The organism is Methyloceanibacter caenitepidi (assembly GCF_000828475.1).
In the GTDB taxonomy this organism is placed as follows: Bacteria; Pseudomonadota; Alphaproteobacteria; order Rhizobiales; family Methyloligellaceae; genus Methyloceanibacter; species Methyloceanibacter caenitepidi.
The window spans coordinates 1,205,016-1,230,616 of sequence record NZ_AP014648.1 but is presented as its reverse complement, the minus strand read 5'-3'; the positions used below and the strand labels follow the sequence as shown (position 1 = coordinate 1,230,616).

General features: G+C 59.6%; 24 protein-coding genes and 1 pseudogene. 11 read left to right on the top strand and 14 right to left on the bottom strand.

Annotated elements, in window-relative coordinates; genetic code table 11:
- Positions 1-43: 43 nt before the first annotated feature.
- On the bottom strand, positions 44-1,060 hold the full coding sequence (locus GL4_RS05715) for an AraC family transcriptional regulator (RefSeq protein WP_045365498.1): 1,017 nt from the start codon (positions 1,058-1,060) through the stop codon (positions 44-46).
- Between the two features lie 266 nt (positions 1,061-1,326).
- Here GL4_RS05715 and GL4_RS05710 point away from each other — a divergent pair, with 266 nt between their 5' ends.
- From GL4_RS05710 to GL4_RS17135, 3 genes and pseudogenes are all read left to right on the top strand, one after another.
- Complete coding sequence (locus tag GL4_RS05710; RefSeq protein ID WP_425283191.1) at positions 1,327-2,931, top strand: arylsulfatase; 1,605 nt, start codon at positions 1,327-1,329, stop codon at positions 2,929-2,931.
- A 230-nt stretch (positions 2,932-3,161) separates the two neighbouring features.
- Positions 3,162-3,380: a hypothetical protein gene (locus GL4_RS17720; protein ID WP_045365495.1), complete on the top strand. Its 219-nt coding sequence runs from the start codon at positions 3,162-3,164 to the stop codon at positions 3,378-3,380.
- Positions 3,335-3,454: pseudogene (locus GL4_RS17135) on the top strand (winged helix-turn-helix transcriptional regulator); the annotation flags it as partial. The gene GL4_RS17720 and the pseudogene GL4_RS17135, both read left to right, overlap by 46 nt.
- A 111-nt stretch (positions 3,455-3,565) precedes the next feature.
- Here the strand turns inward: GL4_RS17135 and GL4_RS18080 are convergent.
- The 4 genes from GL4_RS18080 to GL4_RS05690 form a co-directional block, all read right to left on the bottom strand.
- Positions 3,566-3,691 carry a hypothetical protein gene (locus tag GL4_RS18080; protein WP_280136143.1) on the bottom strand — a complete coding sequence of 42 codons (126 nt, stop codon included), beginning with the start codon at positions 3,689-3,691 and terminating at the stop codon, positions 3,566-3,568.
- Between the two features lie 15 nt (positions 3,692-3,706).
- Positions 3,707-4,477 (bottom strand): molybdate ABC transporter substrate-binding protein, encoded by a 771-nt coding sequence (gene modA, locus GL4_RS05700; protein ID WP_045365492.1) that lies wholly within the window; start codon positions 4,475-4,477, stop codon positions 3,707-3,709.
- 397 nt (positions 4,478-4,874) lie between these two features.
- The gene (locus GL4_RS05695; protein ID WP_045365489.1) at positions 4,875-6,275 is read right to left on the bottom strand and encodes an OprO/OprP family phosphate-selective porin; all 1,401 of its coding nucleotides are present in this window, start codon (positions 6,273-6,275) and stop codon (positions 4,875-4,877) included.
- 70 nt (positions 6,276-6,345) lie between these two features.
- On the bottom strand, positions 6,346-6,765 hold the full coding sequence (locus GL4_RS05690; RefSeq protein WP_045369564.1) for a winged helix-turn-helix domain-containing protein: 420 nt from the start codon (positions 6,763-6,765) through the stop codon (positions 6,346-6,348).
- A 295-nt stretch (positions 6,766-7,060) separates the two neighbouring features.
- On the opposite strand from GL4_RS05690, the gene GL4_RS05685 reads away from it, so the two are divergent.
- The 4 genes from GL4_RS05685 (at position 7,061) to terL (ending at position 11,090) form a co-directional block, all read left to right on the top strand.
- Positions 7,061-7,762 (top strand): hypothetical protein, encoded by a 702-nt coding sequence (locus GL4_RS05685; RefSeq protein WP_156137407.1) that lies wholly within the window; start codon positions 7,061-7,063, stop codon positions 7,760-7,762.
- 178 nt (positions 7,763-7,940) lie between these two features.
- Positions 7,941-9,266, top strand: coding sequence for a site-specific DNA-methyltransferase (locus GL4_RS05680; RefSeq protein ID WP_045365483.1), 1,326 nt, complete (start codon positions 7,941-7,943; stop codon positions 9,264-9,266).
- On the top strand, positions 9,263-9,685 hold the full coding sequence (locus GL4_RS05675) for a DUF5681 domain-containing protein (protein ID WP_052464160.1): 423 nt from the start codon (positions 9,263-9,265) through the stop codon (positions 9,683-9,685). The genes GL4_RS05680 and GL4_RS05675 overlap by 4 nt, the downstream gene beginning before the upstream one ends.
- A gap of 4 nt (positions 9,686-9,689) precedes the next feature.
- Complete coding sequence (terL, locus tag GL4_RS05670; protein ID WP_045365480.1) at positions 9,690-11,090, top strand: phage terminase large subunit; 1,401 nt, start codon at positions 9,690-9,692, stop codon at positions 11,088-11,090.
- Positions 11,091-11,149: 59 nt separating this feature from the next.
- Here the strand turns inward: terL and GL4_RS05665 are convergent, their stop codons facing one another.
- The gene (locus GL4_RS05665) at positions 11,150-11,728 is read right to left on the bottom strand and encodes a hypothetical protein (protein WP_045365477.1); all 579 of its coding nucleotides are present in this window, start codon (positions 11,726-11,728) and stop codon (positions 11,150-11,152) included.
- 215 nt (positions 11,729-11,943) lie between these two features.
- Here GL4_RS05665 and GL4_RS18135 point away from each other — a divergent pair, with 215 nt between their 5' ends.
- The 4 genes from GL4_RS18135 to GL4_RS05640 all read left to right on the top strand — a co-directional run bounded on the left by GL4_RS18135 (position 11,944) and on the right by GL4_RS05640 (position 16,092).
- Positions 11,944-12,096 carry a hypothetical protein gene (locus GL4_RS18135; RefSeq protein ID WP_342016322.1) on the top strand — a complete coding sequence of 51 codons (153 nt, stop codon included), beginning with the start codon at positions 11,944-11,946 and terminating at the stop codon, positions 12,094-12,096.
- 1,093 nt (positions 12,097-13,189) lie between these two features.
- Positions 13,190-13,816, top strand: coding sequence for a DUF3489 domain-containing protein (locus GL4_RS05650; protein WP_052464159.1), 627 nt, complete (start codon positions 13,190-13,192; stop codon positions 13,814-13,816).
- A gap of 4 nt (positions 13,817-13,820) precedes the next feature.
- On the top strand, positions 13,821-14,327 hold the full coding sequence (locus GL4_RS17125) for a DUF2924 domain-containing protein (protein WP_172653303.1): 507 nt from the start codon (positions 13,821-13,823) through the stop codon (positions 14,325-14,327).
- Positions 14,320-16,092, top strand: coding sequence for a recombinase family protein (locus GL4_RS05640; protein WP_045365467.1), 1,773 nt, complete (start codon positions 14,320-14,322; stop codon positions 16,090-16,092). Before GL4_RS17125 ends, GL4_RS05640 begins: the two co-directional genes overlap by 8 nt.
- 206 nt (positions 16,093-16,298) lie before the next feature.
- Here the strand turns inward: GL4_RS05640 and GL4_RS05635 are convergent, their stop codons facing one another.
- The 8 genes from GL4_RS05635 to GL4_RS05600 all read right to left on the bottom strand — a co-directional run bounded on the left by GL4_RS05635 (position 16,299) and on the right by GL4_RS05600 (position 25,395).
- The gene (locus GL4_RS05635) at positions 16,299-18,026 is read right to left on the bottom strand and encodes an AAA family ATPase (protein WP_156137406.1); all 1,728 of its coding nucleotides are present in this window, start codon (positions 18,024-18,026) and stop codon (positions 16,299-16,301) included.
- Positions 18,027-18,067: 41 nt separating this feature from the next.
- Positions 18,068-19,135, bottom strand: coding sequence for a dsDNA nuclease domain-containing protein (locus GL4_RS05630; protein ID WP_082025497.1), 1,068 nt, complete (start codon positions 19,133-19,135; stop codon positions 18,068-18,070).
- Positions 19,136-20,058: 923 nt separating this feature from the next.
- Positions 20,059-20,679 carry a nucleotidyltransferase family protein gene (locus GL4_RS05625; RefSeq protein ID WP_045365461.1) on the bottom strand — a complete coding sequence of 207 codons (621 nt, stop codon included), beginning with the start codon at positions 20,677-20,679 and terminating at the stop codon, positions 20,059-20,061.
- Positions 20,679-21,692, bottom strand: coding sequence for an XdhC family protein (locus GL4_RS05620; RefSeq protein ID WP_045365458.1), 1,014 nt, complete (start codon positions 21,690-21,692; stop codon positions 20,679-20,681). The genes GL4_RS05625 and GL4_RS05620 overlap by 1 nt, the downstream gene beginning before the upstream one ends.
- A 95-nt stretch (positions 21,693-21,787) precedes the next feature.
- A complete protein-coding gene (locus GL4_RS05615; RefSeq protein WP_045365455.1) occupies positions 21,788-23,971 on the bottom strand; it encodes a xanthine dehydrogenase family protein molybdopterin-binding subunit in 2,184 nt (727 codons plus the stop codon).
- A 2-nt stretch (positions 23,972-23,973) separates the two neighbouring features.
- Positions 23,974-24,456: a (2Fe-2S)-binding protein gene (locus tag GL4_RS05610; RefSeq protein WP_045365452.1), complete on the bottom strand. Its 483-nt coding sequence runs from the start codon at positions 24,454-24,456 to the stop codon at positions 23,974-23,976.
- A 286-nt stretch (positions 24,457-24,742) separates the two neighbouring features.
- Positions 24,743-24,976 carry a hypothetical protein gene (locus GL4_RS17715; protein ID WP_172653302.1) on the bottom strand — a complete coding sequence of 78 codons (234 nt, stop codon included), beginning with the start codon at positions 24,974-24,976 and terminating at the stop codon, positions 24,743-24,745.
- A gap of 23 nt (positions 24,977-24,999) precedes the next feature.
- Positions 25,000-25,395: a hypothetical protein gene (locus GL4_RS05600; RefSeq protein WP_045365446.1), complete on the bottom strand. Its 396-nt coding sequence runs from the start codon at positions 25,393-25,395 to the stop codon at positions 25,000-25,002.
- Positions 25,396-25,601 lie beyond the last annotated feature (206 nt).

Below are 25,601 nucleotides of genomic sequence, written 5' to 3'. Positions count from 1 at the left end.
CGAGGTCCGCTAAGTGCCAAAAGCCAACGCTCATATCTTGCTTCTAAGGGCCAGATCGGCAGCGGTAGCGGCTTGGAGCAAATCCCGTCCATCGCTGAAACGCCCGCGAGAAACTCGCTATTTCGCTGTAACCCAGAGAAAGGGCAATAGCGGTGACCGGCTCGGCGGTCTCGCGTAAGAGGGCAAGCGCGCGTTCCATCCGGGTCTGCTCGACCAGCTCTCGATAAGTATAGTTTTCTCCGGCAAGCTGTCGCTGTAACGTGCGGGGACCGATGCCTAAAAGAATCGCAGCGCCGTCTATGTCGACAATCGAGTCCAGGAGGCGGAGCCGGATAATTTCGCGAACGGCCTCTGCCTGTGTGCGTGGCGGCCGCTCGGCAACCAGCTGCCGCAGATCTCGGCCGGTGATGAGTTGGCCCAATGGGATCGGCCTAAGGGCCAGGCGGTCCAGAAGACGCTTTTCGAAAACGACCGCGTTCGTCGGCATATCGAAAAACACCTGTGCGCGGAACACGTCTTCTAACTCGCGCCACCACTTTGGTCTGCCGTACTCAACCTCTATCCGCGAGGGGACCCACGAGTCACCAAGGTAGCGCCGCAGTCCATTCAGCATCGGCTTCAGGATATGATCGATATGATCCCGTCGCCCGATACTGATTGGTTCGACAACACGATATCCCCACCACACCAAATCGTTCGACACCTTGATGCTGAACCCGGTGCCGGACTGATGGTAGGTAATGGCCCGGGTCGACCGCGCCAATAGGCTTCGCACGTCGCGGGCGGCCAGCATGTACCTTGCGAACGGGCCGAAATCTTCCGGGCGCATTGCGCCTCCCAAGGCGATTCCGAACAGGTCGTCTCCCACCTCGCGGGCGCCACGCTCCATCAACGCCATCAAGCTGCGAAGCGGAAGTTTTTGATGCTGATTTGAAGCGATCTCAATCGGCACGCCTTCGGCATGGAAAACGCGCGCAACCGCCGGCGCTCCCCTTGCTGCTTCGAGCATGCGCGGAAGAGGGCCCAGCCCCCGGGCGATAGTGAAGGACGCGGTGATCATCGAAACACGGTGTTGCGGTACGTGTGTCGCAAAACATCAAGCGCCATACAGGTCAAACGTTATCATCAACTGTGGGTTATGATCGCTGAACTGTCGCAGTCGTGCGGTGCAATCCGCAGAGGCTCAGTCGACATTCTTGGAAGGACGAAGAAATAATGCGGAAGACCTCTATTTGGCGGGCGGCGGGTATCTGCGCTGCCCTGGCCATTGCGGGAACGGTCACCCCGGCAACAGCTCAAGACAATAAACCCAATATCCTGTTCATCATGGGCGATGACATCGGATGGATGCAGCCGAGCATCTACCACCGTGGGCTGATGGTCGGCGAGACGCCCAATATCGATCGCATCGGCCGAGAAGGCGCGATGTTTACGGACTACTACGCCGAGCAGAGCTGTACGGCGGGACGTACCGCCTTCTTTACCGGCATGCAGCCGGTACGCGCCGGCATGACTCTGCCGCAAGTTCCCGGCGCAACGTCCTACCTGAAACCCGGTACCCCGGCATTGGCCAGGTTCCTTCTGAACCTCGGCTACACGACCGGCGAGTTTGGCAAAAACCATCTGGGCGACCACGCGGATTCGCTGCCGACCGCGCATGGCTTTCAAGAGTTCTGGGGCTACCTCTATCACCTGGACGCCATGCAAGGGGTCAGCTTCCCCGACATCAACAAGACGCCGACCGACCAGGCGGTGGCGCCGCCTTGCAAAAACACGCCGGTCCCGGGGCTCGATCCGGTGCCCGGCGCGATTGATCCCAAGGACGGCATCTGCATGACGCCGCCCCGGCCGGTACTCCATTGCACCTCCTCCGACGGAACAGGCAAGAACCAGACCTGCAAGGACGAGGGCCCGCTTACCTTGGAGCGGTCCAAGACGGTAGACGAGGAGATCTCGGCCCAGGTCATCGACTTCCTCGATCGTAACGATCCCGAGAAAACCGGCAAGCCCTTCTTCGTCTGGTACAACCCGGCCCGCATGCACGTCACGACGGTTCTGTCGGATAAGTACAACGCCATGGTGGGCGAACCCGGCGGAAAGGACTGGGGCGCCAACGAAGCCGGCATGAAGCAGATGGACGACAATATCGGGTATGTCCTGAAGAAGCTCGAGGAGATGGGCGAACTCGACAATACGATTGTCGTCTTCACCACCGACAACGGTGCCGAGACTATCACCTTTCCTGACGGAGGAACTACCCCATTTGCAGGTGGCAAGCTGACCACCTGGGAAGGCGGAATGCGCGCCCCGACCGTCGTGCGCTGGCCGGGCCAGATCAAGCCTGGCACGGTGAAGAACGACACCTTTTCGTCACTCGACTGGCTGCCTACATTCGTTGAGATCGCCGGAGGTCCGAAAGCCGACAAATTGAAGTCACAAATCGAAAAGGGCGAATATCCCGGCATCGTCAAGACCACGCTCGACGGCGTCAATCAGATCGACTACCTGACCGGCAAGTCCGACACGTCGGCCCGGGATCACTTCCTGTACTGGTCCGGCAAGGTCCCGTCAGCGGTGCGGTACAAGAACTGGAAGATGTACTTCGCGATGGTGTCGCAGAGTCCAGCGGGTTTTGTCGCCGGCGCCTTGCCGTATCATTGGACCCAGGTCGTCAACATCAAGCGCGATCCCTTCGAGACGTCCATTGGCGCTCACGCAAAGACGCTCATGGGCGTCGGCGGCGCCCTCGCAGGCCCGGTCACGGCTTATCAATATGTCTGGAATATGCTGCCTATCGGTCAGGCGCTGTGGCTAAAGCATCTTGAGACCTACGTCGACTTTCCGCCGCTGCAGAACCCGGCTAGCTACAACCTGGAGCAGGTCGTGCAGCAGGTGAAGGAAATGAAGTCGTCGAGCCACGCAGGTCACTAGATCTCGTATTAGGCTTCGAGAGATGGACGGCCGACAGGCCGCCCATCTTCCTCGGATCGTCCATCGAAAGGAGACGCACGATGAGTGCGTTCAGGACGAAGCGCCTAGTCCTTGCGGCTTTTATCGCGGTTCTGCTTTGCCCGTTCCTGAGCCCTTAGGCGCGCGCGGAGGCGGACGACCCGCTGCCATCATGGAACGACGGCGCGGCCAAGACCGCCATCCTCGAACTTGTGGCCAAGACGACCGCGCAAGGCTGCACAGACTACGTGCCTCCTGCGGGTCGGTTGGCGGTGGTCGACCAAGACGGCGCCACCTGGGTCTCGCATCCGCTCTGCGGCCAGGCGCTGTTCGCGCTGGACCGGCTCGGCGACTTGGCGCCTCAGCAACCTGAGTGGAAAAACACCGAACCGTTTATCCGGAAGTGCCGCCGAAAATCGAATACGGTCTGACGGAGTGGGGTCAGGCTCTATGTCCAGCGCTCGATGCGTTGCTAACCTGGGCTGAGAGCCGTCCAGCGAGTTGATCGAAATTCCAGGATGCCGCGTTTTGAACTTTGACGCTTCGCGTCCGCTTTGGGTCAAAAGCGGCCTTGCGGAGCGCGAGCCGACACGGCCGCTTCGTAGCAGAAGCCGATCTAATCCCGTAGGCAACGAACTTGCTGGCTCTGAAGGCCGTGCCTCGACCACGGGATGTCGCTCTTGTAGGCAGCCGCCAGTTGCAGCGTGAGCAGGATCGTCTCGAATATCGCTGCATCGAACATGGCGACAGTCTCCCTTTAGTTCTCTCCCGGCGGCCTATAGCCGAGCCGCTCAATCAATTTGGCGGCTTCCGTGCCTCTTAGGAACTCCAGAAAGTCCTTGGCCGCCTCGTTGTCACGGCCATACGTCAGAAGTACCGCGTCTTGCCGCAAGGGCGCATACATGTTGGCCGGCACGGCCCAGCTCGATCCGGTGTCGTTCTCCAGGATCTGCGAAGCCGCGACGAAGCCCACCGGTGCGTTGCCTGTCGCCACGAATTGATAGGTCTGGCTGACATTCTTGCCCTCAACGAGCCGCGGCTTAAGGTCCTCAAAAACACTGAGCGCCTTCATCGTCTCGACCGCGGCCGCGCCATAGGGCGCTGTGGCCGGGTTGGCGATGGCGACATGGCGCAGGGTCGGATCGGACAAGACCGCCGGCGTGCCATCGATCAGCTGGGGATCGGCACTCCAAAGAACGAGCAAGCCGATCGCATAGGTGAAGCGCGTGCCCGAAACAGCATGTCCCTCGCTAACGGCCAACTCCGGACGTTCTTGATCCGCCGCCAGGAACGCATCGAACGGGGCCCCATGCGCGATCTGGGTGTAAAGCTGCCCGGTCGCACCGAAGCTGAAAACAACATGATGTCCCGTCGACGCCTCGAAGACCGCGCCGAGCTTCCGTGCGGTCGATGTGAAATTGGCGGCGACGGCAATGGTCGCCTCATCTGCATGGGATGATGTTGCGGGCACGCAAGCAAATGCCGCCAGCACCAAGCCGAAGCAGACTCTCAGCGCTGTGTGTTTCATTCTACCTCCGTTGAGTACGAGATGAGATCCATGCAGATCGGTAATGATCTACGCACATTTGTCTCCGGTCCTTGGTTGGCCCGGTCTGAGTGGTCCGGTTCGATTGTTAGTGCACGACGGGCCTGTGATCCCAAGTGACAATGGTTTCTCGAGCCGGCGGATGGTGAGCCAGCGCGCTGTGTAGTCACGTGGACTTGCACTGTCTTCTCCATTGCACGATCAGGATCAGGAGTTCACGCAGGCTGCAGAAAAATTCACCGTTCAGGAGCCTATAGCCGAACCTGGCATCGAAGCTCTCGCAGTGGCCGCAGGGCATCCTAGCTCGATACTTGCCGCCCTGGCATCGACGGTGGCGTTTCAGTTCCGCCCGAATTTTATCTTGCTCCCATCGAGACATTTACCAGTCGACTTGGGCGCGCATGCCGACACCGGTGATCTCGGCGCCGTCGTTGACGCCACCTTCGATCTCCGACTGGTTCACGTTCAGCATCAGCCGTGCGTAGTCGTTGAGGTACCAGTTGAGACCGATCAGCCAGGTAACCTGCTCGGCGCAGGCGGTGCAGCCCGGGATGAGGGCCGATTGATCGGATAGATCGACCACGTCGTAGCGTCCCGCGATCTGCCAGGCGCCCCAGCCCCCGCTGCCGTCATAGACCGGGTTCTGCACCTTCGCCCGTACGAACTGACCGTTCGCGTAGGGCCTCGATTCTCCGGTGAGGAACCAGCTCGCATCGACATACCAGCCATTATAGGTCGGGTCGGCACTCCCGAGTGCCGTCGGGGCTTGCACTGTGTCCTGCGCATACTCGCCCTGAACGGAGAACGATCCGAGCACGACCGCGCCTTCCAGGCCCCACAGCGTGTCCGAGTCGCCGAACTGCGGCGTGGACACGAACCGATCGGCGAGATGCAAGTCCGCTCCGCGCGCGCGATAGCGAAACAAGAGATCGTCGCTGCCGTCACGCGACTGGCTCGAGGCATCGCGATGCCGGACGCTGCCGCCAAGATGGACGACTTGGCGGTCCCTGTTGATGGGCGCCACTGTGACGCGCGCCGAATAGGTCGTGCCGTCGTCGAAATACGCCGTCTGGTCCGCTTCGGCCGCCGTGCCGAAAATGCCGGCTTCGGCCGTCCAATGCTTGTTCTCGTAGTAGGACACGCCGCCGCCGATGAGACGGTCGATGCTGAATGCCTCGATGAATGCCGCCTTCTCCATGAAGGTGATGTAGTTCGCACTCATGAGGGCTTCGAGAGAGTTGTATGTCTTGAAGTGGCCGGCTCTCAGATTGACGGGCAGTCCAGTGTATTCGATGTAGGCGTCCTTGATGGCCGTATTGTCGCCGGCGAAATCGACCTCGAACTTGTAAACCCAGTCATAGTAGAGGACGCCCTCAACGCCGAGCCGCGCCCGGCGCAGCTCAACCGCGCTGACATCGGGCTCGCCGGTGATCTGCTCGTCCTGATCGATGCCGTTGTAGTCGACATTAATCCGCCCACGGACTTTGAACTTGAACTTCCCATCGTTGTTGGAAAGCTCCGGCGCGCCTTTCCACTTGACCTTCAGGCCGAAGGCGTCACCGTCCGCGCTACGGTTCGACGATTTCGCCGCGGCAGCTTGGGCCTTAGCCTCGGTGACCTCCCGTTTCAGCTCTCGTAGCTGAACCTCCATGGCCCGCATCTGGGCCTCCAATTGATCGACGTCGGCAGCTCTGGCCGACGGCGCGTACGCGATCGGGATGGCAAGCACAGCGGTGCGTGCGAGCAGACTGAGTCCGCCCTTGTGCAGTTTCCGACTCATTGAAAAAAGCCCCCGCTTTTCACTAAACGCCGACGTTCAGTTTCGGCGTGCCAAAGCTTTTTGTGTCTCCTTAGTCGTCCATCATGTCGTGTCCGATCCGCGCGAACTCTTCGCGGATGGCTTGATTAGATCGCGCGTCGGCGCGCCGATAAGCGTCAACGACGGCGCGGCCGAAGTCGGTGACCTCGGCGCCGCCTCCGCCTGCGCCGCCGGGAGAGGTGTTCACAAGTGTCTTGCCGAACATCTCGTTGAGCGCGCTGACGAGCAGCCATGCTCGCCGGTACGACATGCCCAGGTCGCGCCCTGCACCGGAGATGGAGCCGGCCCGCTCGATGGCTTCGAGCAGGTCGACTTTTCCCGGCCCCAGAACAAGCCCTGGCCGCACCATGATGCGAAGCCGGGGGAAAGGACGCGGTTTAGCCGTGTCTCGACTGGACGGCAGTCGAGCACTCGTCGCTTCACCCCGCTTCTTTCCCAGCGTCTTGTTCATCGCAGCCGCTTTGCTCGACAGATCATACAAGCTGTTTCATCCGCTATATCCTAATGGATATAGCGGAGTCCAGCCTCAATCGTTCGAAACCTAACTGTCAGAGAGAATTTGCCGGGTGGCTTCAGGTCCCCACCCACTGTCCGCTTTGGGTCATGAGCGGCCGCCGACCGTGTCACAATCCATATCTGCATCGCGCCCAAATCCGGACATCGGCTCGTGTGCGCTACGTCACGGCATCCATGAATCGCGCCCACCTCCTCCTAACTAACTAATTCCACTGATATTTCCCTCTCTTGTGCAAAGTTGCCTGTCCGCCTATATTCTATTTGAAACCTGGATTAATACTCCAATGGAAAGCTATAAGCGCAATCAGGTCTTGGAGGCCATCTCAGTGACTCGCGGCGAGGGCCCTTCTCCGAGCGAGGCACTGAGGATAGCTGCGAAGCGCCTCCTTGATACCGATCGCATCTTGAAACGCAGTCCGCGCTCCAACGATCCGGAGAAGTCGAACTACGCTTTCTTTTCAAGCGAAGCTCCCGGGCGAGGATCTGAGGTGCTTTTCTCGCCGTATGAAGCATTCGCCCTGCTTCTCGGCGCGAATCTTTTGCAGCATGGATGGCCGCAGCGCGCCGCGGTCAAGATTCTGCGTCGCGCTCGCCCTTTACTCGAGCCAAAGCATGCCGAGATACTAAATTGGGATACCGCCGAGCTATTCGACCGGCAAAAGATCATGCAGTCAGCTAAGCCAGGAGACCTAGCGGTCCTAACAACCCGAGCCGTTTCACTCGTGATCGCTTCAAGGAAAGGGCCGCCGGTCGACCACGCTGCGGACGGGTCTCGCGAGGTGGCCGTGCTCGAAGATCAAGAGCTGATGCCTTTCCTTCGCCGGGAAGCCGGAATCTCTTCGACGGTCATCGAACTCACGCGACTGGCGCACGATCTGCAGGCCGTCCTGTCAAAGACGACGCCGAGCAAGCGCGGACGGGGCAGCGCATGATCCCTGCACCGACATTGCGACGCGATCGGCCGGGCAGTCGTTGGTTTGCTTTGCTGTTCCCGCCTCCCCTCCACTCAGTACATTGAGGTGACCCATGTCGAAACGTTTGAAAAAGTCTCGCGCAATTGAAACCCAAAATAGGGTTTCTACTTCTCCGCTTGCAGCGAAGCTGCCATGGATGGTGGAGATGCTCTCGCCTGCGTCCCTCAAGGCGGCCAAGCGGAACGCACGTGCCCATAACAAGGCGCAAGAAGAAGCCGTCGCGAATTCGATACTCCAGTTCGGGGTGATCAAGCCTGTCGTGATCGACGAGCAGAGCCGGATCGTTGCCGGCCATGTCGTATGGGGCGCAGCAAAGAAGCTTGGGCTGAAGCGTATCCCGGTCATCCGGGTCTCGCATCTTTCGGAGACAGAACTCCGGGCTTACGCGCTCGCCGACAACCAACTCGCAACCAAGAGTGCCTGGGATCTCGAGATCCTGTCGCTCGAGCTCGGCGAACTCGAACTGGCCCTGCCGGAGATTGGCCTCGATCTGTCAATCACCGGGTTCGAGCCGGCAGAGATCGATATGGTTTTCGACAGCATCGCCGACGGCACCGCCGACCCTATCGATGAGGAAGTCGAGCCGCTGGAAGGCCCCGCCGTGTCTTGGGCCGGTGCCCTATTCGTGTTGGGCCGCCATCGGCTTCTAGTCGGTGACGCGCGGGATGAGACGGCCTTCGCGCAGCTCATGGGCGGTGAGATCGCCGAGATGGGCATCCACGACCCGCCGTATAATGTCCGCATCCAGGGAAATGTTGGTGGCCGCGGCCGCATCAAGCGACGCGAGTTTGCCTGCGCGTCAGGTGAGATGACCTCTGCCGAGTTCGAGGCGTTTCTCAAGGAAACACTTGGACTTTGTGCCGACAACTCGATCGACGGCGCCATCCACTACGTCTTCATGGACTGGCGCCATATCGCCGATCTCACGTCCGCTGGCACCGACGCCTTCGACGAACTCAAGAATGTGTGCGTGTGGGTCAAGAACAATGCCGGTCAAGGTAGCTTCTATCGAAGCGAGCACGAGTTTGTTTTCGTGTTCAAACATGGCCAGGCGCCCCATCTGAACAATTTTGGTCTTGGGGCTGGCGGTCGCAATCGCTCGAACGTATGGCGCTATGCCGGCGTGAACACGTTCCGAGCGGGCCGCATGGACGAACTCAAGATGCACCCGACGGTGAAGCCGGTCGCCATGATCGCCGATGCCATGCGGGACTGCTCTCGCCGTGGATCGATCGTCCTCGACGCCTTCGCAGGCTCCGGGACAACCATTATCGCTGCCGAGCAGACCGGGCGCCGGGCTTTCTGCCTGGAGATCGACCCGCATTACGCCGATGTAGCGATCCGGCGTTGGCAGAAACTGACGAAACGCGACGCGACTCTCGAAAGCACCGGCCAAACCTTTGATGAGCTTACCGCCGCTACAGGCAATATTCCCCAGCCCTCGAAAGGTCGTCGCTCATGATCAAGCCCAACAACTCGAAGAAGGCGCGGACCAAGAATGCCGGCGATGGCTATGACACTGGGTACGGCAAGCCACCTAAGAAGCACCAGTTCAAGCCTGGCCAAAGCGGCAATCCGAAGGGACGGCCGAAGGGGGCCAAGAATGAATCCACCATCCTCCGCGAGATCATGCACCAGCGCATAGAGGTTCGCGAAGGCGGGCGCGCGCGCAAGGTCTCAAGGCTAGAGGGTCTCTATCTTCGATGCCTCGAGGCGGCCCTCAAAGGCGACCTCAAGGCGATGGCTTTTCTCCTGAACCGCTATCGCCTGATTGAAAGCGTCGAGACTGAGCACGGCGAACCGCTCAGCCACGACGAGAAGTCGATCCTTGAAGAGTTCGCGAAACGCTTCCCCGCAAATTCCCGACCTGTGAAGGAGTAGTCCCATGAATGAGATAACCGAACGCGACTTGCTTGACTTCGCCTTGCTGACCGACTTCGAGAGCTTCTTGAAGCACAGCATGCTCACGCTCAATCCCGGCATGCCGTTTCTGCCTAACTGGCATATTCGCGCCATCGCCTATCAGCTTGAGCGCGTTCGTCGCGGCGAGATCAATCGCCTCATCATCAACATGCCACCCCGCCATCTGAAATCGATCACGGTGTCCGTGGCATTTCCGGCGTTCGTTCTTGGGCACGATCCACGGCAGCGCATTTTCTCGATCAGCTACGGTAGCGAGCTGTCCTTGAAGCACGCCCGTGATTTCCGATCGATCGTCGAGTCGCCTTGGTATGCCCGCGCCTTTTCGCAGATGCGGCTGAGTCGTAGCCTCGACGACGAGGCCACGACGACCTTGAAGGGATTCCGCAAAGCTACGTCGGTCGGCGGCGTCCTCACCGGGCTCGGCGGCAACATGATCATCCTCGACGACCCCCAAAAGCCGGTGGACGCTCAGTCGAAGGTGCGTCGCGATAGTCTCAATCAGTGGTTCTCCAATACACTCGTATCGCGGCTCGATAACAAGGAGACGGGTGCTATTATCGTCGTGACACAACGCGTCCACATGGACGACCTCTCGGGTCATCTGATGGGCAGTTCCGATCAATGGGAGGTCCTGAGCCTGCCGGCGATCGCCGAAGTCGACGAGCAAGTGCCGATCGGCGACGACGAGTTCCATACCCGCCGTGCCGGGACCGCGCTGCATCCCGAGCATGAGTCGCTCGAAACCCTTAGGGGCCTTCAGAAGGACCTCGGGAGCTATGACTTCGGCGCGCAGTACCAGCAGGCGCCTATCCCAGAGGGCGGCGCCACGGTCCTAAGGAATTGGCTGTGTTGGTATGACAGGCCACCTGAACGTACGACCAAGACCAAAGTGCTTCTGAGCATCGATGCGGCCAGCAAGGATGGCCCGCAAAACAGCTATTCAGCCTTCAGCGCCTGGCAGGTTCAGGACGGCCACTACTATCTCCTAAATATGGAACGTGGCCGATACAATTTCCCGCAATTGCGCGACAAGGCGTTGGCACTTGCCCAGCGCTACGAGCCCACTCTGATCGTCATTGAAGATGCATCCGCCGGCATTGCGCTGGCCCAAGAGCTGCGCTCGATGGGTCGACATAGGGTCAAGGCCGTTCCGGTGGAAAGAGATAAAGAAACCCGGCTCTTTATCCAAACCTCAAAATTCGAAGCCGGGCACGTGCACTTTCCGAAGGATGCGCCATTCATACCCGACTTGCTCGCCGAACTTCTCGCCTTTCCCCATGGCAAGCACGACGACCAGGTCGACAGTATGAGCCAGGCGCTCGCCCACAAATTTTCCGGCTACACGCTGGACAACCTACACTGACGCCGGCGGCGCCGGAGATGCGGTTTGAAGGCCAGGGCCCAAGTGGCCCTGGCCTCTTTTTACGCCGAGACTTCGGCTGCCTTCAAAGTGGCGGCGAATTTATGTCCAAAAACCCGCTGCCAACCATGACTCGGAAATGGAATGCTCCCCCCTCGATTGACGACATTGAAGCCGTCGGCCGAGAGCATCGGCTCCAGGAGCCTACATATATTCGCCTTGATCAGGATTACCGGCACCGACCGATCAGGCGCCAAATTCATGAGGTCATCGCGAAGCAACGGGTAGTCGCGGATGATGACCGCGTCACGCCGCGTATTGCTCATCTTGTCCACCGGCTCGTAGGTCGCATCGACCAAGACCCAGCCTTGTTGCTGGAATGCGCGTAGCCCGCACGCTTTTGTGCTCGGACAAATGCCTAGTGCCTTCATGAGCGCCGCGAAAAGCGGCTCTGTAACCCTACCGGTGGGATCGTAGAAATACTCTCCCGACTGAGGTGGCGACTCGGCGACGACAATAAGGCCGACGCTTTGCGGCTCATAGCGCTGCCGTAGCGCGAGATAGCCGTGCCTTGGCAGGGGTCCCCTACCCGCACCCGGATGTCGCGATTCAATCCCCTCATCGCCTGCGGCGGTCGCCATTGGGTTATCCTCCGAATTTGCCACTCCGGTCGGACCCATAACTTGCTTCGCGGCAAGTATCCACTTTTGGGATAATTCATTATTAGGATCAGCCTGCCGCCTTGATGACCCCTCGGCAGCATGGCTTAGTAAAGTCTGTTCACAGCGACGCGCAGAAGGCTTTCGGGCAACTCCTGCTCGAAGCTCGAAAGCGTGCCGGCCTAACCCAATGGGAGGTGGCCGAGCGTCTGAAGAAGCCTCAGTCGTTTGTGGCCAAATACGAGGGTGGAGAGCGGCGCATCGATGTCTTGGAGTTTCTGGTCATTGCCCGCGTATTAGACGCCGACCCAGTCCGGCTTCTCCGAACGCTTATGAAGCGTCTGGGGTAAAATCCCCTTTGGACTGCAGAACTCCGCTGGCCGCTCTACGAGGCGTTTTAGGCCCTGAACCTCACTGCCATCTAGAACGCCAACGACAACCAGGTCCCAGACGAAGATTCTGTGTCGAAGCCCACCCCCTCCCACAGGGTTGAGCTCAACCCATTCCTTATTGCGGCTAACGCCGTCCTGGAAGGCGATGGCCTGGATGACCTGGTTTGCCGTCAGAGTCTAAGGCGCGCCTGGCCTACACCAGTTTCGGCGTAGCGGACATGTCGTGGCGCCACAAACATAGCGCTCTGCCAGTCCCTCGGAGATCAGCATCCTGCCGACGTCTCGACCGTCGACCTTCAGCCTCGCGCAAAGCCGGCCCGCATTGCAGGCGTTGGTGCCTTCTGTTCCAGCCGAACAGGCACACGCAACGCGTTGGAGATCCACGCCTCCGTCCGCGACCAGTTCCTGAAGGCGCGCCTTGGCTTTGGTTGCGACAACGCGTTCGTGGCTGCACTTCGCCCGCCAGCCAGTCTCTGGCGTGTTGAAACCAACGAGACGATAGCTCTGGTTGCCACTGCGCACGGTGTCGCCATCTATCACGTCAATCCCGCCAGCGTCCGACATCGGGCGCCCGATACTCCGGTTCTCATTGATGTAGTAAGCCGCGCAGAGCACCGCGAGGATCGCTAGTACAAGAAAACCTTCTCGAACGTAGTAACTTCTCAGCCAGCTTCGCCGGTGCTGATTGCGCCGCGGACGGCTGCGCTGCCGACGAAAGTTGGGTCGGATAATGTGCGCCATGACATGAAAAGCTCTCGCTGAGACTCCTGGCTCGTGTCCGCTACAACGTGCCGGTTCGATCCAAACAAATGGTTGCCGTGCAGCCTATCCGGCCCCGGCCGCTGAGCTTAATGATCTTTATGGGTTAGAGGTCTTGGCATCGCTATTGCCGGCCGAAGAATCGACTGGACTTCCACGCCCAACAGAGCGTGCATGCTGCTGACCTAGTGACGGGTGATAGCCCCCGTCAATGTCCTCCCCTGGCCTCCTAGCCGGGCTGTGGCCGGTGGAAGCGCCGGCATCGGGCCGGTGCGCCACGATGGAGGCAAGAATGGCCAAGATGAATTCGCCCAAAGCCAAACTCAGCGACACGCAGCTCGTTATCCTCAACGCTGCCGCGCAACGCCCAGACGGCTCACTTCTGCCGTTGCCGGAAAGTTTGGCCGCAAAAGGCGCAGCTCAAAACCGGGTCATGATCGACATTCTGTGCAAACGAAAGCTGGCCGAGGAAAAGCAAATCGACAACGGCGCACCCGAGTGGCGCCGCGACAAGGACGGCCGTCCTCTTGGCCTTTTCATCACCAAGAGTGGACTTCTCGCCATCGGCATCGGCGAGACGAAGGAGACCAAGTCCTCGCAAGCGACGGCAAGTCTACCCCGCCGACTTAAGACGGCAGCTGGACCGCGCAGCAAGCCGCGGAAGACTTTGTCCGCCAAGCCCAAGAAGCGCGCAGCGCCCTCGCAAGGCACACAGGGGACCGTGATCAAGATGCTGCGCCGGAAGTCGGGCGCTACCATCGGCGACATCGTCGCCGAGACTGGCTGGCAGCCGCATTCGGTACGTGGTTTCTTCTCAGGCGTCGTCAAGAAGAAGCTCAAGCTGCCGCTTACCTCCGAGGTCAGCAAAAGCGGCATGCGCCGCTACCACATCGCACCGGCCAAAGCCCCTAAGGCCTAGTGTCGTGTCGCGGTCAAATCCCGCTCTACCGCGCGTTCGACGGCGTGGGCGCGTTACCGCTCAAGTCGAGGCGGATCTCGTCGTGCGGGTGCGTGCCCTGCCCGACTGTCCGCGGGCTGAACTCGAGGCCGAGTGGCGCCGGTTATGGAGCCCTCAGGTGCCGGGCCACGCGAGCCGCGCATTCCTCGTCCGAGCGGTCGCTTATGGGCTCCAGGCGGAGGTCTATGGCGGCCTGGATACCAAAACGCTGCGGCTCCTCGAAAGGGCCGGTCGCGCGAGCGGCAAGGCGTCTGGACCGCAACGGCGTCAGTTGAGCAAGGGCTCAAAGCTGTTCCGCGAGTGGCATGGCGAGGTGTACGAGGTGCTCGTGCTTGATAAGGGCTTCGCCTGGCGCGGCGAAACCTATCCAAGCCTCACCGCTGTCGCTCGCGCCATCACCGGCACCAACTGGAACGGTTGGGCCTTCTTCGGACTGAAGCGACGTACCGAGAAGGCACCAGCAGATGGCTAAGGCAGCAAGAGAACGAACTCAGCGCACTCGATGCGCGATCTACACCCGCAAGTCGTCCGACGAAGGACTCGAGCAGGAGTTCAACTCGCTCCACGCCCAGCGTGAAGCTTGCGAATCCTATATCGCCAGCCAGCGCCACGAAGGGTGGCATGCTCTGTCCACCCACTATGATGATGGCGGGTATTCCGGTGGGACCATGGACCGCCCCGCGCTCAAGCGCCTTCTCGTAGATATTGCAGCAGGCAAGGTGGATACCGTCGTCGTCTACAAGATCGACCGACTGACGCGATCCCTGTTTGACTTTGCGAAGATCGTGGAAGCCTTCGACGCCAAGGGCGTGTCCTTCGTCTCGGTGACGCAGGCTTTCAACACCACCACATCCATGGGTCGGCTCACCCTCAACGTTTTGCTCTCCTTCGCCCAGTTCGAGCGCGAGGTCACGAGCGAACGTATCCGCGACAAGATCTCAGCCTCCAAGAAGAAGGGCATGTGGATGGGTGGCGCCGTGCCGCTTGGCTACGACGCAGTCGACAGGAAGCTTAGGATCAATGCCGAAGAGGCTCAGACAGTCAGGCGGCTATTTGCGCTCTATCTCGAACTGGGCAGCGTCCGAAAGCTCCAAGAGGAGATACACCGTCTCGGCCTCAAGACTAAGGTCCGGACTCTCACCGATGGACGTCGATTGGGCGGCAGCGCCTTCAGCCGCGGGCACCTCTACCGCATCCTCTCGAGTCCGATCTACATCGGCCGCATTCCGCACCGCGAAACCAGCTACGACGGAGAACATGACGCCATCGTCGAGACTGAGACTTGGGAGAAAGTCCAGGCTCTCCTCGCCACCAATGCCGGTCGCCAACGCGGTCGGACCAGCTCGAAGCACCCGAGCCTGCTCGCAGGTCTCCTATTCACGGCGGAGGGCGTTCCCTTCACGCCCTCTCATGCGGTCAACCACGGCCGCCGGTACCGGTACTATGTCGAGCGGTCGCTCCTGACGCCCCCGGCAGGGACCGGCAACAAGGTCAATGCCGCGGAGAAGGAAAACGAGACCGGGCTCAAATCCAAAGGCTGGCGGCTTCCCGCGCCCGAAATCGAGAAGCTGGCGCTCGACCAACTCTCCGCATTTCTGAAAGACCGCGTTGCGGTGCTTGATGCCTTGGCTTCAATGAAGAAGTCGCCGGACGTGTTTTCTGCTGTGCTCGCGCGCGCATCAAAATTGGCTGATGCGTGTGAGGCTGACACTCTTTCAGGCAAAGAAGAAGTCATTACCGCTCTCGTGCGGCGCACCGTTGTTGCGCAAGATAAGGTGATGATCGAGATCGGTCGGAAGGCTCTAACAACGCTTTTGCTTGATCAGGAACAAGTCACCGCGGACCGGTCGAAGGACACTGGTACGATCACGATTGAGGTGCCGATGCGGTTTCGCCGGCGAGGAGTCGAGGCGAAGTTGGTCGTAGCGGGACACCAAGAATCGCGCTCCGATCCTGACCCTTCCTTGGTTGGGCTCCTTACCCGTGCGCATGATTGGCTCGATCGGTTACGCCGCGGGGATGCTCAGAGCATTCAACAAATCGCAAGAGCCGAAAGCATCGACCGCTCCCATGTGACACGCGTCGTAAACTTAGCCTTTCTGTCACCTAAGATCACCAAGGCCATTCTCGAAGGTCGTCAGCCGACGGAGCTAACGGCGAAGTGGTTGCTGAAGTCCGCTGCAAGACTTCCGCTAGGCTGGGTCGAGCAAGACAACTTGGCTACATGCAATGAGTAGGGCGAACAGTGCGCACGACAGATGCTCCTGCCCATACAGCCTGCATACAATGCCTTAGGTGACCGTTACGTCCGCAGCCACCTGACCACAAATGCTCTTCCAGCAGATATGCTTTCATCGGCACTCCTGCGATCAAGAGGAACGCTAATTCAAACATAGGTTAGCCAATACGACAGCGAAGGAGTGGCTTCTCAAAACACCTCTTTTTAGTCCGACCCCAGAGTAATCTCATGCATCTCACCAATCTCGCTTGACACTGTTGCATAGTCGCTGTCGATGAGCAGGCCGTACTTCCCAGTCAGCTCAATGTTGCGAGTGTCGCCAGGGATTGCGTCATCCGGAACGCCGGGAAGCGCAACCGTACCGAGAATGAGCTGCTGCCCCGGAAGGGTTCGGGAGAAGATAAAGCGAAATATCGTTTCAGCGTTGTCCTTGTCCTGATCCTGCTGAAGAGGCGAGTCGATAATGAGCGGGCACAAGGTGAAATGATTAAACTTCTCCATCGTGTGCAGGAAGGCCATACACTGCGCGAGAAGCGAGCGCGGAAGATCGCTGCCAAGCGCATTGGCCTTTATCTGTCTGTCATAGGACTTGTAGTCCGATAGCTCCAGAACATGCACGTTAAGCGCTGCGAGGAATTCCTTCATCCGCGCCTGATAATGTTCGTTGATTGCCTTCTTGTGTTTCGAATCAACCTTCAAATCGTCTTTCAAGGCGTCGAGCGAGGCCTGGCGATCGGATTCCTGCTCAGAAAGCACGTTGATGTCCTCGCTGAGCGATGACATGACTTCCTTTATCCCCTCGGCCGTCACAAACTCGGCAAAGGTCACATTCTCTCGTTGACGCCGAAGTAGCTGATCCACTGACGATAACTCCGATCTGACTTCTCTATACGCGGCGTCGACAGTCTGTTCGTTGGCTTGCACATCGACAAGCTTCTTCCGGCGCTGGTCGATCAGCGCATAGCAATTGTCGATATCATCGAGAATTCCAAAACGCTCGACGATTGAATTTTCGATCTCCGTACCGCAGGTTGGACAACCAACCGGGTTGGGTGTCTTGGGATCTTCGGCATATGCGTAATCGCCTTCAAGCTCTTTGATCGCCCGGCGCAGAATCGATATTTCGCTTTCCAGACCGTAACGCTCGTTTCGCACTTGCTTGAGTTTATGCAGCACGTCCTGCTGCCGTCCGTAGATCGCATTGTACTCATCAACTAGCTGCTCGATTTCCTTACGGAATACGGCCGGATCAAGATCAACCTGACGGGCAGCTTTGCGCTTGTGATAGGAATCGCGGACGGCAAGGAGAGCATCCTTCCGCGAACCCAGGTCGTGCAGTTCGTCTTCGATCTCAACGGACTTGCGCTTGGCGTCATAGTAACGCTGTGGACGCACGCCTAGATGATATTCGAGCATATTGGTGCGGTAACGCGTAAACTGCTGGAGGCCATTGAAGGAAGCCCAACTGGCGGTCCAGCCGTTGTCCTGATCGATGTAGAACGGCAGGTAATAGAATGACGGTCCAGCTAAACCGAGCTTCGAGTCCTCCTTGCGCTCCAGTTCAATTCTGAACTTCAGCAGGGGGTTCAGGAAATGCGCAATGCCTCGCTCGCCCGATAGCCCTACATGGCGACTTATCAGCTCTCTGTTCGCATCGAAGACGCCAAAAAACTTCTCATCACGAATGATGTAGTAGTCTTTACCGCCAAGCGCGAATTTCACACAACATACAGCCTTGGCCCTCTTCCACCGGGTGTTGTTAAGCTGCGGCACGTCCGCACCAAGCGTGTTGTAGAGGATTTTGATAAGGGTGGACTTGCCAACATCATTCTCGCCGGTCAGCAGGTTTGTCGCCGGAGAGAACTCGATCTTCCGTGCCTTCTTCTCGGTCTTTGAGAGGATCAACGCCTCTTTTAATACTAAGCTTCTCATCGATCCGCCCCGTGCGTAGATTTCTTATTAGTTGTCGGAAGTTAGATTTTTTCATAGAACACCAGAATAGCGAGCGCCGTGAGGTACGGCTTCTTGTTATAGGGATGCTCCAGCGCTGCTCCGATTGCGCTCAGCGACTTCTCGCAAAAGGCTGCGAGTTCGATATCACCGTTGTTCATAGCTTCAAAAAGCGCCTCTAGTTTGGAGACGATGCCGCGCGCCACAGCGTTCGATCCGTCTGTGTAGTCGTACGTTGCATCGGGAAAAGCCTTGCTGAGTCGCACAAGATCGGCCGCAGTCCATCCGGCAGCGCCCAACTGGGTGTTCACAAGGGCCGTGTCGATCGTGTGCTTGGCTTTCGCAACAACCGCCAAGCTATCTGTGACGTACGACCTGCCAATGCACTTCTTGGAAATCAGGTCGTCCACCGTCTTTATCTCATCGGAGGGGAGATTGTTCTTTCGCGCAATGTCGCCTTGGATAAGCCGCACCCAACTGTGGACGTTGAGGCCATGCTCTTCACCAAAATGCGTCTTGAACAGTTCCATGGCCTGCCCTGTCAGATAGGTTTGCATCTTGTCGATGGAGACGCCGGAGATCAAAAAATGGAGACGCTCGAATTGTTCGTCAGTCAGGCTTGGTATCTCGGTTTTCAGCTTATTCCGAATCTTCGTCCTGTATTTTTCCTCGATATCCTTCGCGCAAACATCCTTGTCGGCGAACTCAAACGCGACATTTGAGACCAGCAGAATCCGCACGTCATATTCCGAGCAGACGCCCTCAAAATTGCAGCACATCTTTCCAAGTATGGAGTTTGCTTGAGACTCGTCCTTTAGCTTCTTGCGGGCGACCAGACTGGAAATCTTGCGAGGCTTTGCGGACGATGAAGTTTTGACCTGCGCGAAATCCGCCGCCGTTGGCTTGCTGCTTGGCTCCAGAAAAACCACATCATCATGGAACTCGAACGCAACGAGATAGTCCGCCTGTTCCATATGGCGACGCAGCATCTCGCAGAAAGCCCAGTTCTTCTGGTAGTCGAAACGTGACGCAGAGCTTGAACCGGATGTTTCGCGTTGTGGTTTGCTTACGAGTTCATCAAGAAGAGTCATTGTCTCTCACAGGGCTGCAAGCACGACCGAGTTCATGGGAGCTACTTTGTCAACGAACGAGACCTTACTCATACGGTCGAACTCTGTAGCAGCTGCTCGCAAGACGATGTTGCCAGCTCAGCGACCGTTTCGGCATCGCGAACAACATCATTCCCAACATGCCGTATGCCCGAGGCGACGGGCACATCATCCTTACGAGTGCCGGCCGGCTGCCGCCTGAAACTCGTTTCATCGAGGTTGACCAAGAAACAACTTGCCTTGGGAGGTAGTGCTGAGCGATTCATGCAATTGATGATAGCTGCACTCCTCTAGGGTCGGCAAAGAATTTAGTTCTTCGCCAAGCTCCGACCAGTGGACGGTTTGTCCGACGGCATTGCTAGTGGCGCCAACCATCCTAGTTCCGCGAAACGTGACCCCCGAAAGTGGCCGGCTGAGAAAAATCGCGGGAAATACCCATTCTCGTGCAAAGGGTTGCGTCTCTCCACACCCTTCTCGCAGCCCCCCTGTCAAGTAGTGGCACTCTTACGCGCTTTTTTCGAGCTATGCGGTGAGTAAGTGGAGAGAGCCGAAGAGCCCGCGACTGGGTGGCTGTGCTGGCAGTCCGCGGCGAACGCGTCTCTGCTTCGCATTTCCCTGATATGCGGGAAAGAATAGGGAATTTCGGCTGTTTTTGCCTCACCCTGCCCTGCTGAAGCCGAGTTTCCCGTTTTACATCAACACGAAATGGCAAAATTCCCTAAGCAGCGCATCAGGGAATTTTTCAGACAAAACAGGGAATTCCGGAGCGGAAACAGCGACGTTCCCTTCGAGAGCAGGCAAGCGGTTCAGAGAACTCTGAGGCGGTCACCTTACGTTACTTGCAGCCGCGCTTATCATGTCCGCTTCTGACCTGCGGGGGACATGGAGAAAGGGCGCTTTAAGCGTTAGGCGCGTTCGCTCGGTACTACGACCTTTGATACTGCCCGCAACCCATCACGGGTATCGACATCGCGAAACACCCTCTCGTCGCTCATGGGAACGGCACTCCAGGAGCCGGCCAGGTCACCCAACAGACCCTTTCCCCCTTGCGGCCCTGCAAGGCCCTCCAAGAGGCCAAAGTACCGGCGTGGCCAAAGCACGGGGTTCCGTTGCCGGCCCGCAAGCGTCGCCGGAAACACAATCGCCGCTCCATCGCGCTTCAGGAATTCCGCACCGAGCGTATCGATCACGGCGGAGTTGAGGAACGGCATGTCGCCGGGCACGATGGCAACGCCGTCCAGCTCCCGGGAAACCGCCGCGACACCGGACGCAACCGATCCGCCCAAACCATTCCTCCAGGCCGAGTTGAAGACGAAACGGACCGTCAGTCCCTTGAGGGCGTCTTCGATGGCGGATGCGTCGTGTCCGGTGACGACGATCACCTTGTCTACGCAGTCGGCACCGAGCAGCGTATCGGCCGTGACCCGCACCATCGGCCGTCCATCGATATTGGCGAGAAGCTTGTTGCGGGGCCCGAACCGCTCCGATGCACCGGCAGCGAGCAGTATGGCGCCAAGCCTGCTCATCACCGCGTGCCGCCGTGATCGACTTCGATGATCTCGGCCAAGATCGAAACGGCGATCTCCGCTGGCCCCTTGGCGCCGATGGCGAGCCCGACTGGGGCGTGAATTCGGGTGAGGTCGTCTTCCCCGAAGCCCGAGCCTCGTAGCCGCTCGAGGCGCTTCGCGTGGGTCTTCCGCGACCCGAGCGCCCCCACATAGAAGCAATCGGAGCGAAGCGCCGCGGTAAGCGCCGCATCGTCGAGATGCGCGGCGTGGGTCAGAGCGACTACCGCCGTCCGTGTGTCCAACAGCGTCGAGACGACGGCTGGCTCGGGCCAGTCCTCCAAGACGCTCACGCCGCCAAAGCGTGCGGCGCTTGCGAATGCGGGACGCGGATCGACGATGACGACGTCATAACCGACACGGGTCGCCAAACTGGCAAGGACCTGGGTGACGTGTGTCCCGCCGGCCAGAACGAGCCGGAGCGGAGGCATTAGAATCTGGAGAAAGGCCTTGCCTTGAGACAGCTCGACGATCCCGCTGTCGCCTGCCGAAATCCGCGCGATGAGCTCGGGATCCTCTGCCAATTGGGGATCGATGAGACGGCGGGCTCCGGTCGCGAGGTTCGTCACGACAGCCATCAGCCGGCGCGACCGGTGCGCCATGAGCACGCTATCCAGAAAGTCCCTATCCGAAACGCGGAGCGGCTCGATGAAGACTTTGATCGTGCCGCCGCAAGAGAGCCCCGCGCGCCAGGCGACGTCGTCCGCGATACCAAAGTCCAGAAGTTTAGGCGCCCCCGTCGCGATGACGTCCTGCGCCTCGGTGATGACATCGATCTCCACGCATCCGCCCGAGACAGACCCGGCGAAATCGCCGCCGGGCGCAACGACCAGTTGGCCACCGACCGGCACGGGGGCGGAGCCCCAAGCGGAAACGACCGTCGCCAGCGCGACCGAGTCATGCGTTTCAAGCCAATCGCGCGCGGTCTGAATGGGCGTGGACTCGATCGGTCGTTGCGGCTCAAACGTGTTCATCGGACTCGTCTTGCTTCTACCGAACAGGGCGGTCGGCGCAAGGGCTCGCGGCCGGCTCTAAATGCTGCCAGAAGCATGCGCATCGCCGGAGCCCTCTAAGCCTTCAGTGACTCTGCGCTAAGCGGCGGCTTGCGCAGCCTCACGCCCGTTGCCGCGTAGACCGCGTTGAACACGGCAGGGACGACCGCCGAGGTTCCAGGCTCACCAATGCCGCCCGGCGCCTCGGTGTTCTTGATGATGTGGAAATCGATCGCCGGCATGTCGTTGATGTGCGGAGCCCGGTAGTCGTGGAAGTTGCTCTGCTCGACTCGGCCATTCTCGAGGGTGATCTCGTCGAACAGCGCCGCACTGAGTCCATAGACGATTGCGCTCTGCACCTGCGCTTCGATCGTGTTGGGATTGATGGGAAGCCCGCAATCCACGGCGCAAGTGACGCGCTTGACTGTCACGTCGCCGGAATCGGAGACCTCCACTTCGGCGACCTGCGCCATGTAGCAGCCGAACACGTTCTGAACGGCAATGCCTCGGCCTGACCGTTCCGGCAGAGGCTGGCCCCAACCCGATTTCTCCACGGCGAGATCGAGCACGGCGAGCGCACGCGGTTCTTTGGTGAGCAATGCGCGACGATACTCCAAGGGATCTTTCTTGGCCGCGGCGGCGCACTCGTCGACGAAACTCTCGACCACGAAGATATTGTGGGAGGGGCCGACACTCCGCCAGAACGCCGTCGGAATCCCAGGAGGCTCATGCCGCACATACTGGAGCCGGACGTTCGGGATCTCATAAGGCATCTCGAGCGCGCCATCGACCGTGTCGAAGTCGTAGCCATCCTTGAACGCGGGAGAAGCCCAACGAGCGATGACCGAAGAGCCGCATATCCGGTGGCTCCAGGCAATCGGCATGCCATCGGCATCGAGCCCCGCGTGCAGGCGGTCGTAAAAATACGGCCGGTACATGTCGTGCTGGACATCTTCTTCGCGGCTCCAGATGACCTTGACGGGACCGTCGACCTGCTTGGCGATTTCCACGGCTATGGCGATCGAGTCGACTTCAAGACGGCGGCCGAAGCCACCACCTAGCATGTGGTTGTGTACGACGACCTTCTCGAGCGGGAGGCCCGTCAACTCAGCTGCGATCGCTTGGGCGCGGCCGATGACCTGTGTTCCGACCCAGATCTCGCAGGCGTCCTTCCGCACGTGGACAGTACAATTAAGCGGCTCCATCGCGGTGTGCGCGAGGAACGGCACCTCGTAGATCTCGTCTAAAGTCTGTGCCGCGCCTTCCAAGGCGTTTGGCACATCACCTTCGTGGCGGACAAGCACACCGTCCGCCTCGGACGCCTTTTCCATATCGGCGACGATATCGGCCGTCGAAAGCGTGGCGTTGGGACCGTCGTCCCACACGATCTCGACCGCCGCCAATCCCTTCTTCGCCGCACCCGTATTGGTGGCGACGACAGCCACGGCGTCTTCTGTCTGCACGACCTGCAGGACGCCATTGTTCTCGAGTGCCTTGGCACCGTCCACGCTTTTGACCTTGCCGCCGAATACCGGACAGATCGCCAGGGTCGCAAACTTCATGTCGGGAGCTTTTGCGTCGATACCGTAAACGGTCGTTCCGTTGACCTTTCCCGGCGTGTCGAGCCGCTTGGCGGCGGTCCCGATCAACTTGAAGGCACTCGGGTCTTTGAGTGTCACCTTCTCAGGGACAGGCATGGTCGCGGCCTTTTCGGCCAACGCACCGTAGCCAAGGCTGCGCCCAGTGGCCCCGTGGATCACGCTGCCCTTCTCAGCGCGGCAACTGGACGGGTCGACATTCCATGTGGCGGCAGCCGCCGCGATGAGCATCTCCCTGGCCGTGGCGCCGGCATTGCGCAAGGGCTCGTAGAACGCGCGCATCGAGGTGGAGCCGCCCGTTACCTGAAAGCCGACGAGGCCGTTTGTGTAGAGCGCGCCGTCGGGAGGAGCCTGCTCTGTATAAACTTGAGTGAGGTCGACCTCGAGCTCTTCGGCGATGAGCATCGGGCAGGAGGTGAACGTCCCTTGCCCCATCTCGACCTGCGGAATGATGAAAGCGACACGCCCGTCGTGGCCGATGCGAATGAAGCCGTCCGGCGCGAAGTTTGCCGCTGAAGCGTCCCGGGCCCTTGCGGCGCGTATCGGAAGGCCGAATGTGAGAAGCAAGCCGCCGCCGGCGGCGACACTTGCGCGCAAGAAGCCTCGCCTGGAGAGGCCTCCCGCGCTCGGCGTTTGCGGCTTGTCCGTCAGACGCAACGACATGGTCAGTCTCCCTGGGACGAGGACGTAGGTGAAGTCTCAGCGGCTTGCTTGATTGCTTCGCGGATGCGGAGATACGTCCCGCAGCGACAGATATTGCCGGCCATGGCGCCGTCGATATCGCTGTCGGTCGGCTCCGAATTTGCCGCGAGCAGCGCTGCCGCCGACATGATCTGCCCTGACTGGCAGTAGCCGCACTGGACGACCTCCAGATCGAGCCACGCCTGCTGAAGGCTCTCGCCGATCGGCGTGTCGCCGATGGCTTCGATGGTGGTAACTGCAGACTCGCCAATATACTCGACAGGCATGACGCAGGAACGCATCGGCGTACCGTTCACATGCACGGTGCACGCGCCGCATAGCGCCTTGCCGCACCCGAATTTCGTGCCTGTCATGCCCAGCACGTCGCGTAGAACCCAGAGCAGCGGGATATCGCCGTCTACGTCGACCTCGTGCTCTACCTCGTTGACCTTGATTTTGAAGGTCATTGCCTCACCCATTCTTACGCGGCTAAAATCGTTTGCCGCTTTGGCGCCCAGCCTACTGCGAACTCGTTCGCGTCCCCCACTATAGCGTCGGATATTGGCGCTTTGAAGCGCAAATGTTGTGTAGCAGCGCTGTGCCCCCACGTGACAGCAATCCCTGCACCGGATCTACAATCCCTGCACCAGATCTACCGTTCGAGGATCGGCCTTCGACGTCACAGAGCGACTTTGGCCTGGGCAGGTCCGCAAAGTGCCACGAGCGGACATCGGCAATCAGCCATAGGGCCGCTTATTCGATAGGCTCGATGTCAGGGAGACTCCAACTCTTGTCATAGAAACCCTCTGTGGGGCCATACAAGCGGAAGTAAGCCAACCACGCCTTGCCGGGCATCGTCTCGATCCAGGTGGCCTCCATGCCCGCAGGCACCTTTGGTCGGAAGTATGAGTCGACGGAGCGGTTCTGCACGGCGCAGGCAACGGCGCCCACCATGGCGCCGTTACACTTGCGGAGCCGCGAAGCCACGGCTTTGTTGGGCGGTGTGACGGCTAACCCGCTCCGTCCCAGCTTCGCCGGCGCAGCAGAATGCCATAGATGGTCGAAACAGCGGCCATCAGGGTCCCCCACGGGACCAAAACCCACGGCAACAAGGCGGCGATCGACGTCGTGGCCAATGCCATGTCGAATCTGCCCAACATCGCCGTGCTCTCGATCGTCAGAGCAATAACGATATCAAGTGCCACAGCCAGATATCCGGCTAGGACGAATTGCCAAAGCCGGGCGCGATGGACGTCTCGGACGCATAGTAGCCATGCGGCCAGGCCGGAAATCAGCATGACGCCCGAATGGCTGAGGGTGCCGGCATCCGCCACAACCAAGGTGAGGAGCTTGACAAAGACCCAGAAAATCACAGCGTGCCCGGCAGCCACTGCAGTTTGGACCATCGGACTCCCGACGCGCCACCGAGGCTGAACGGCGTTCGTCATCGTGCGGTCACCGGGTTTGCACCTGATCGGGACCCGGCACGACGGTCATGTGCTGCGGGCTTTCCCTTCGGCGGCGAGCCGTAGCTTGGAGACATGGTCACGTCAGTCATCGGATCGCCCCGAACACGCATTGCGCATTCGCCGTGCGGCGCGTCAACGGCCCA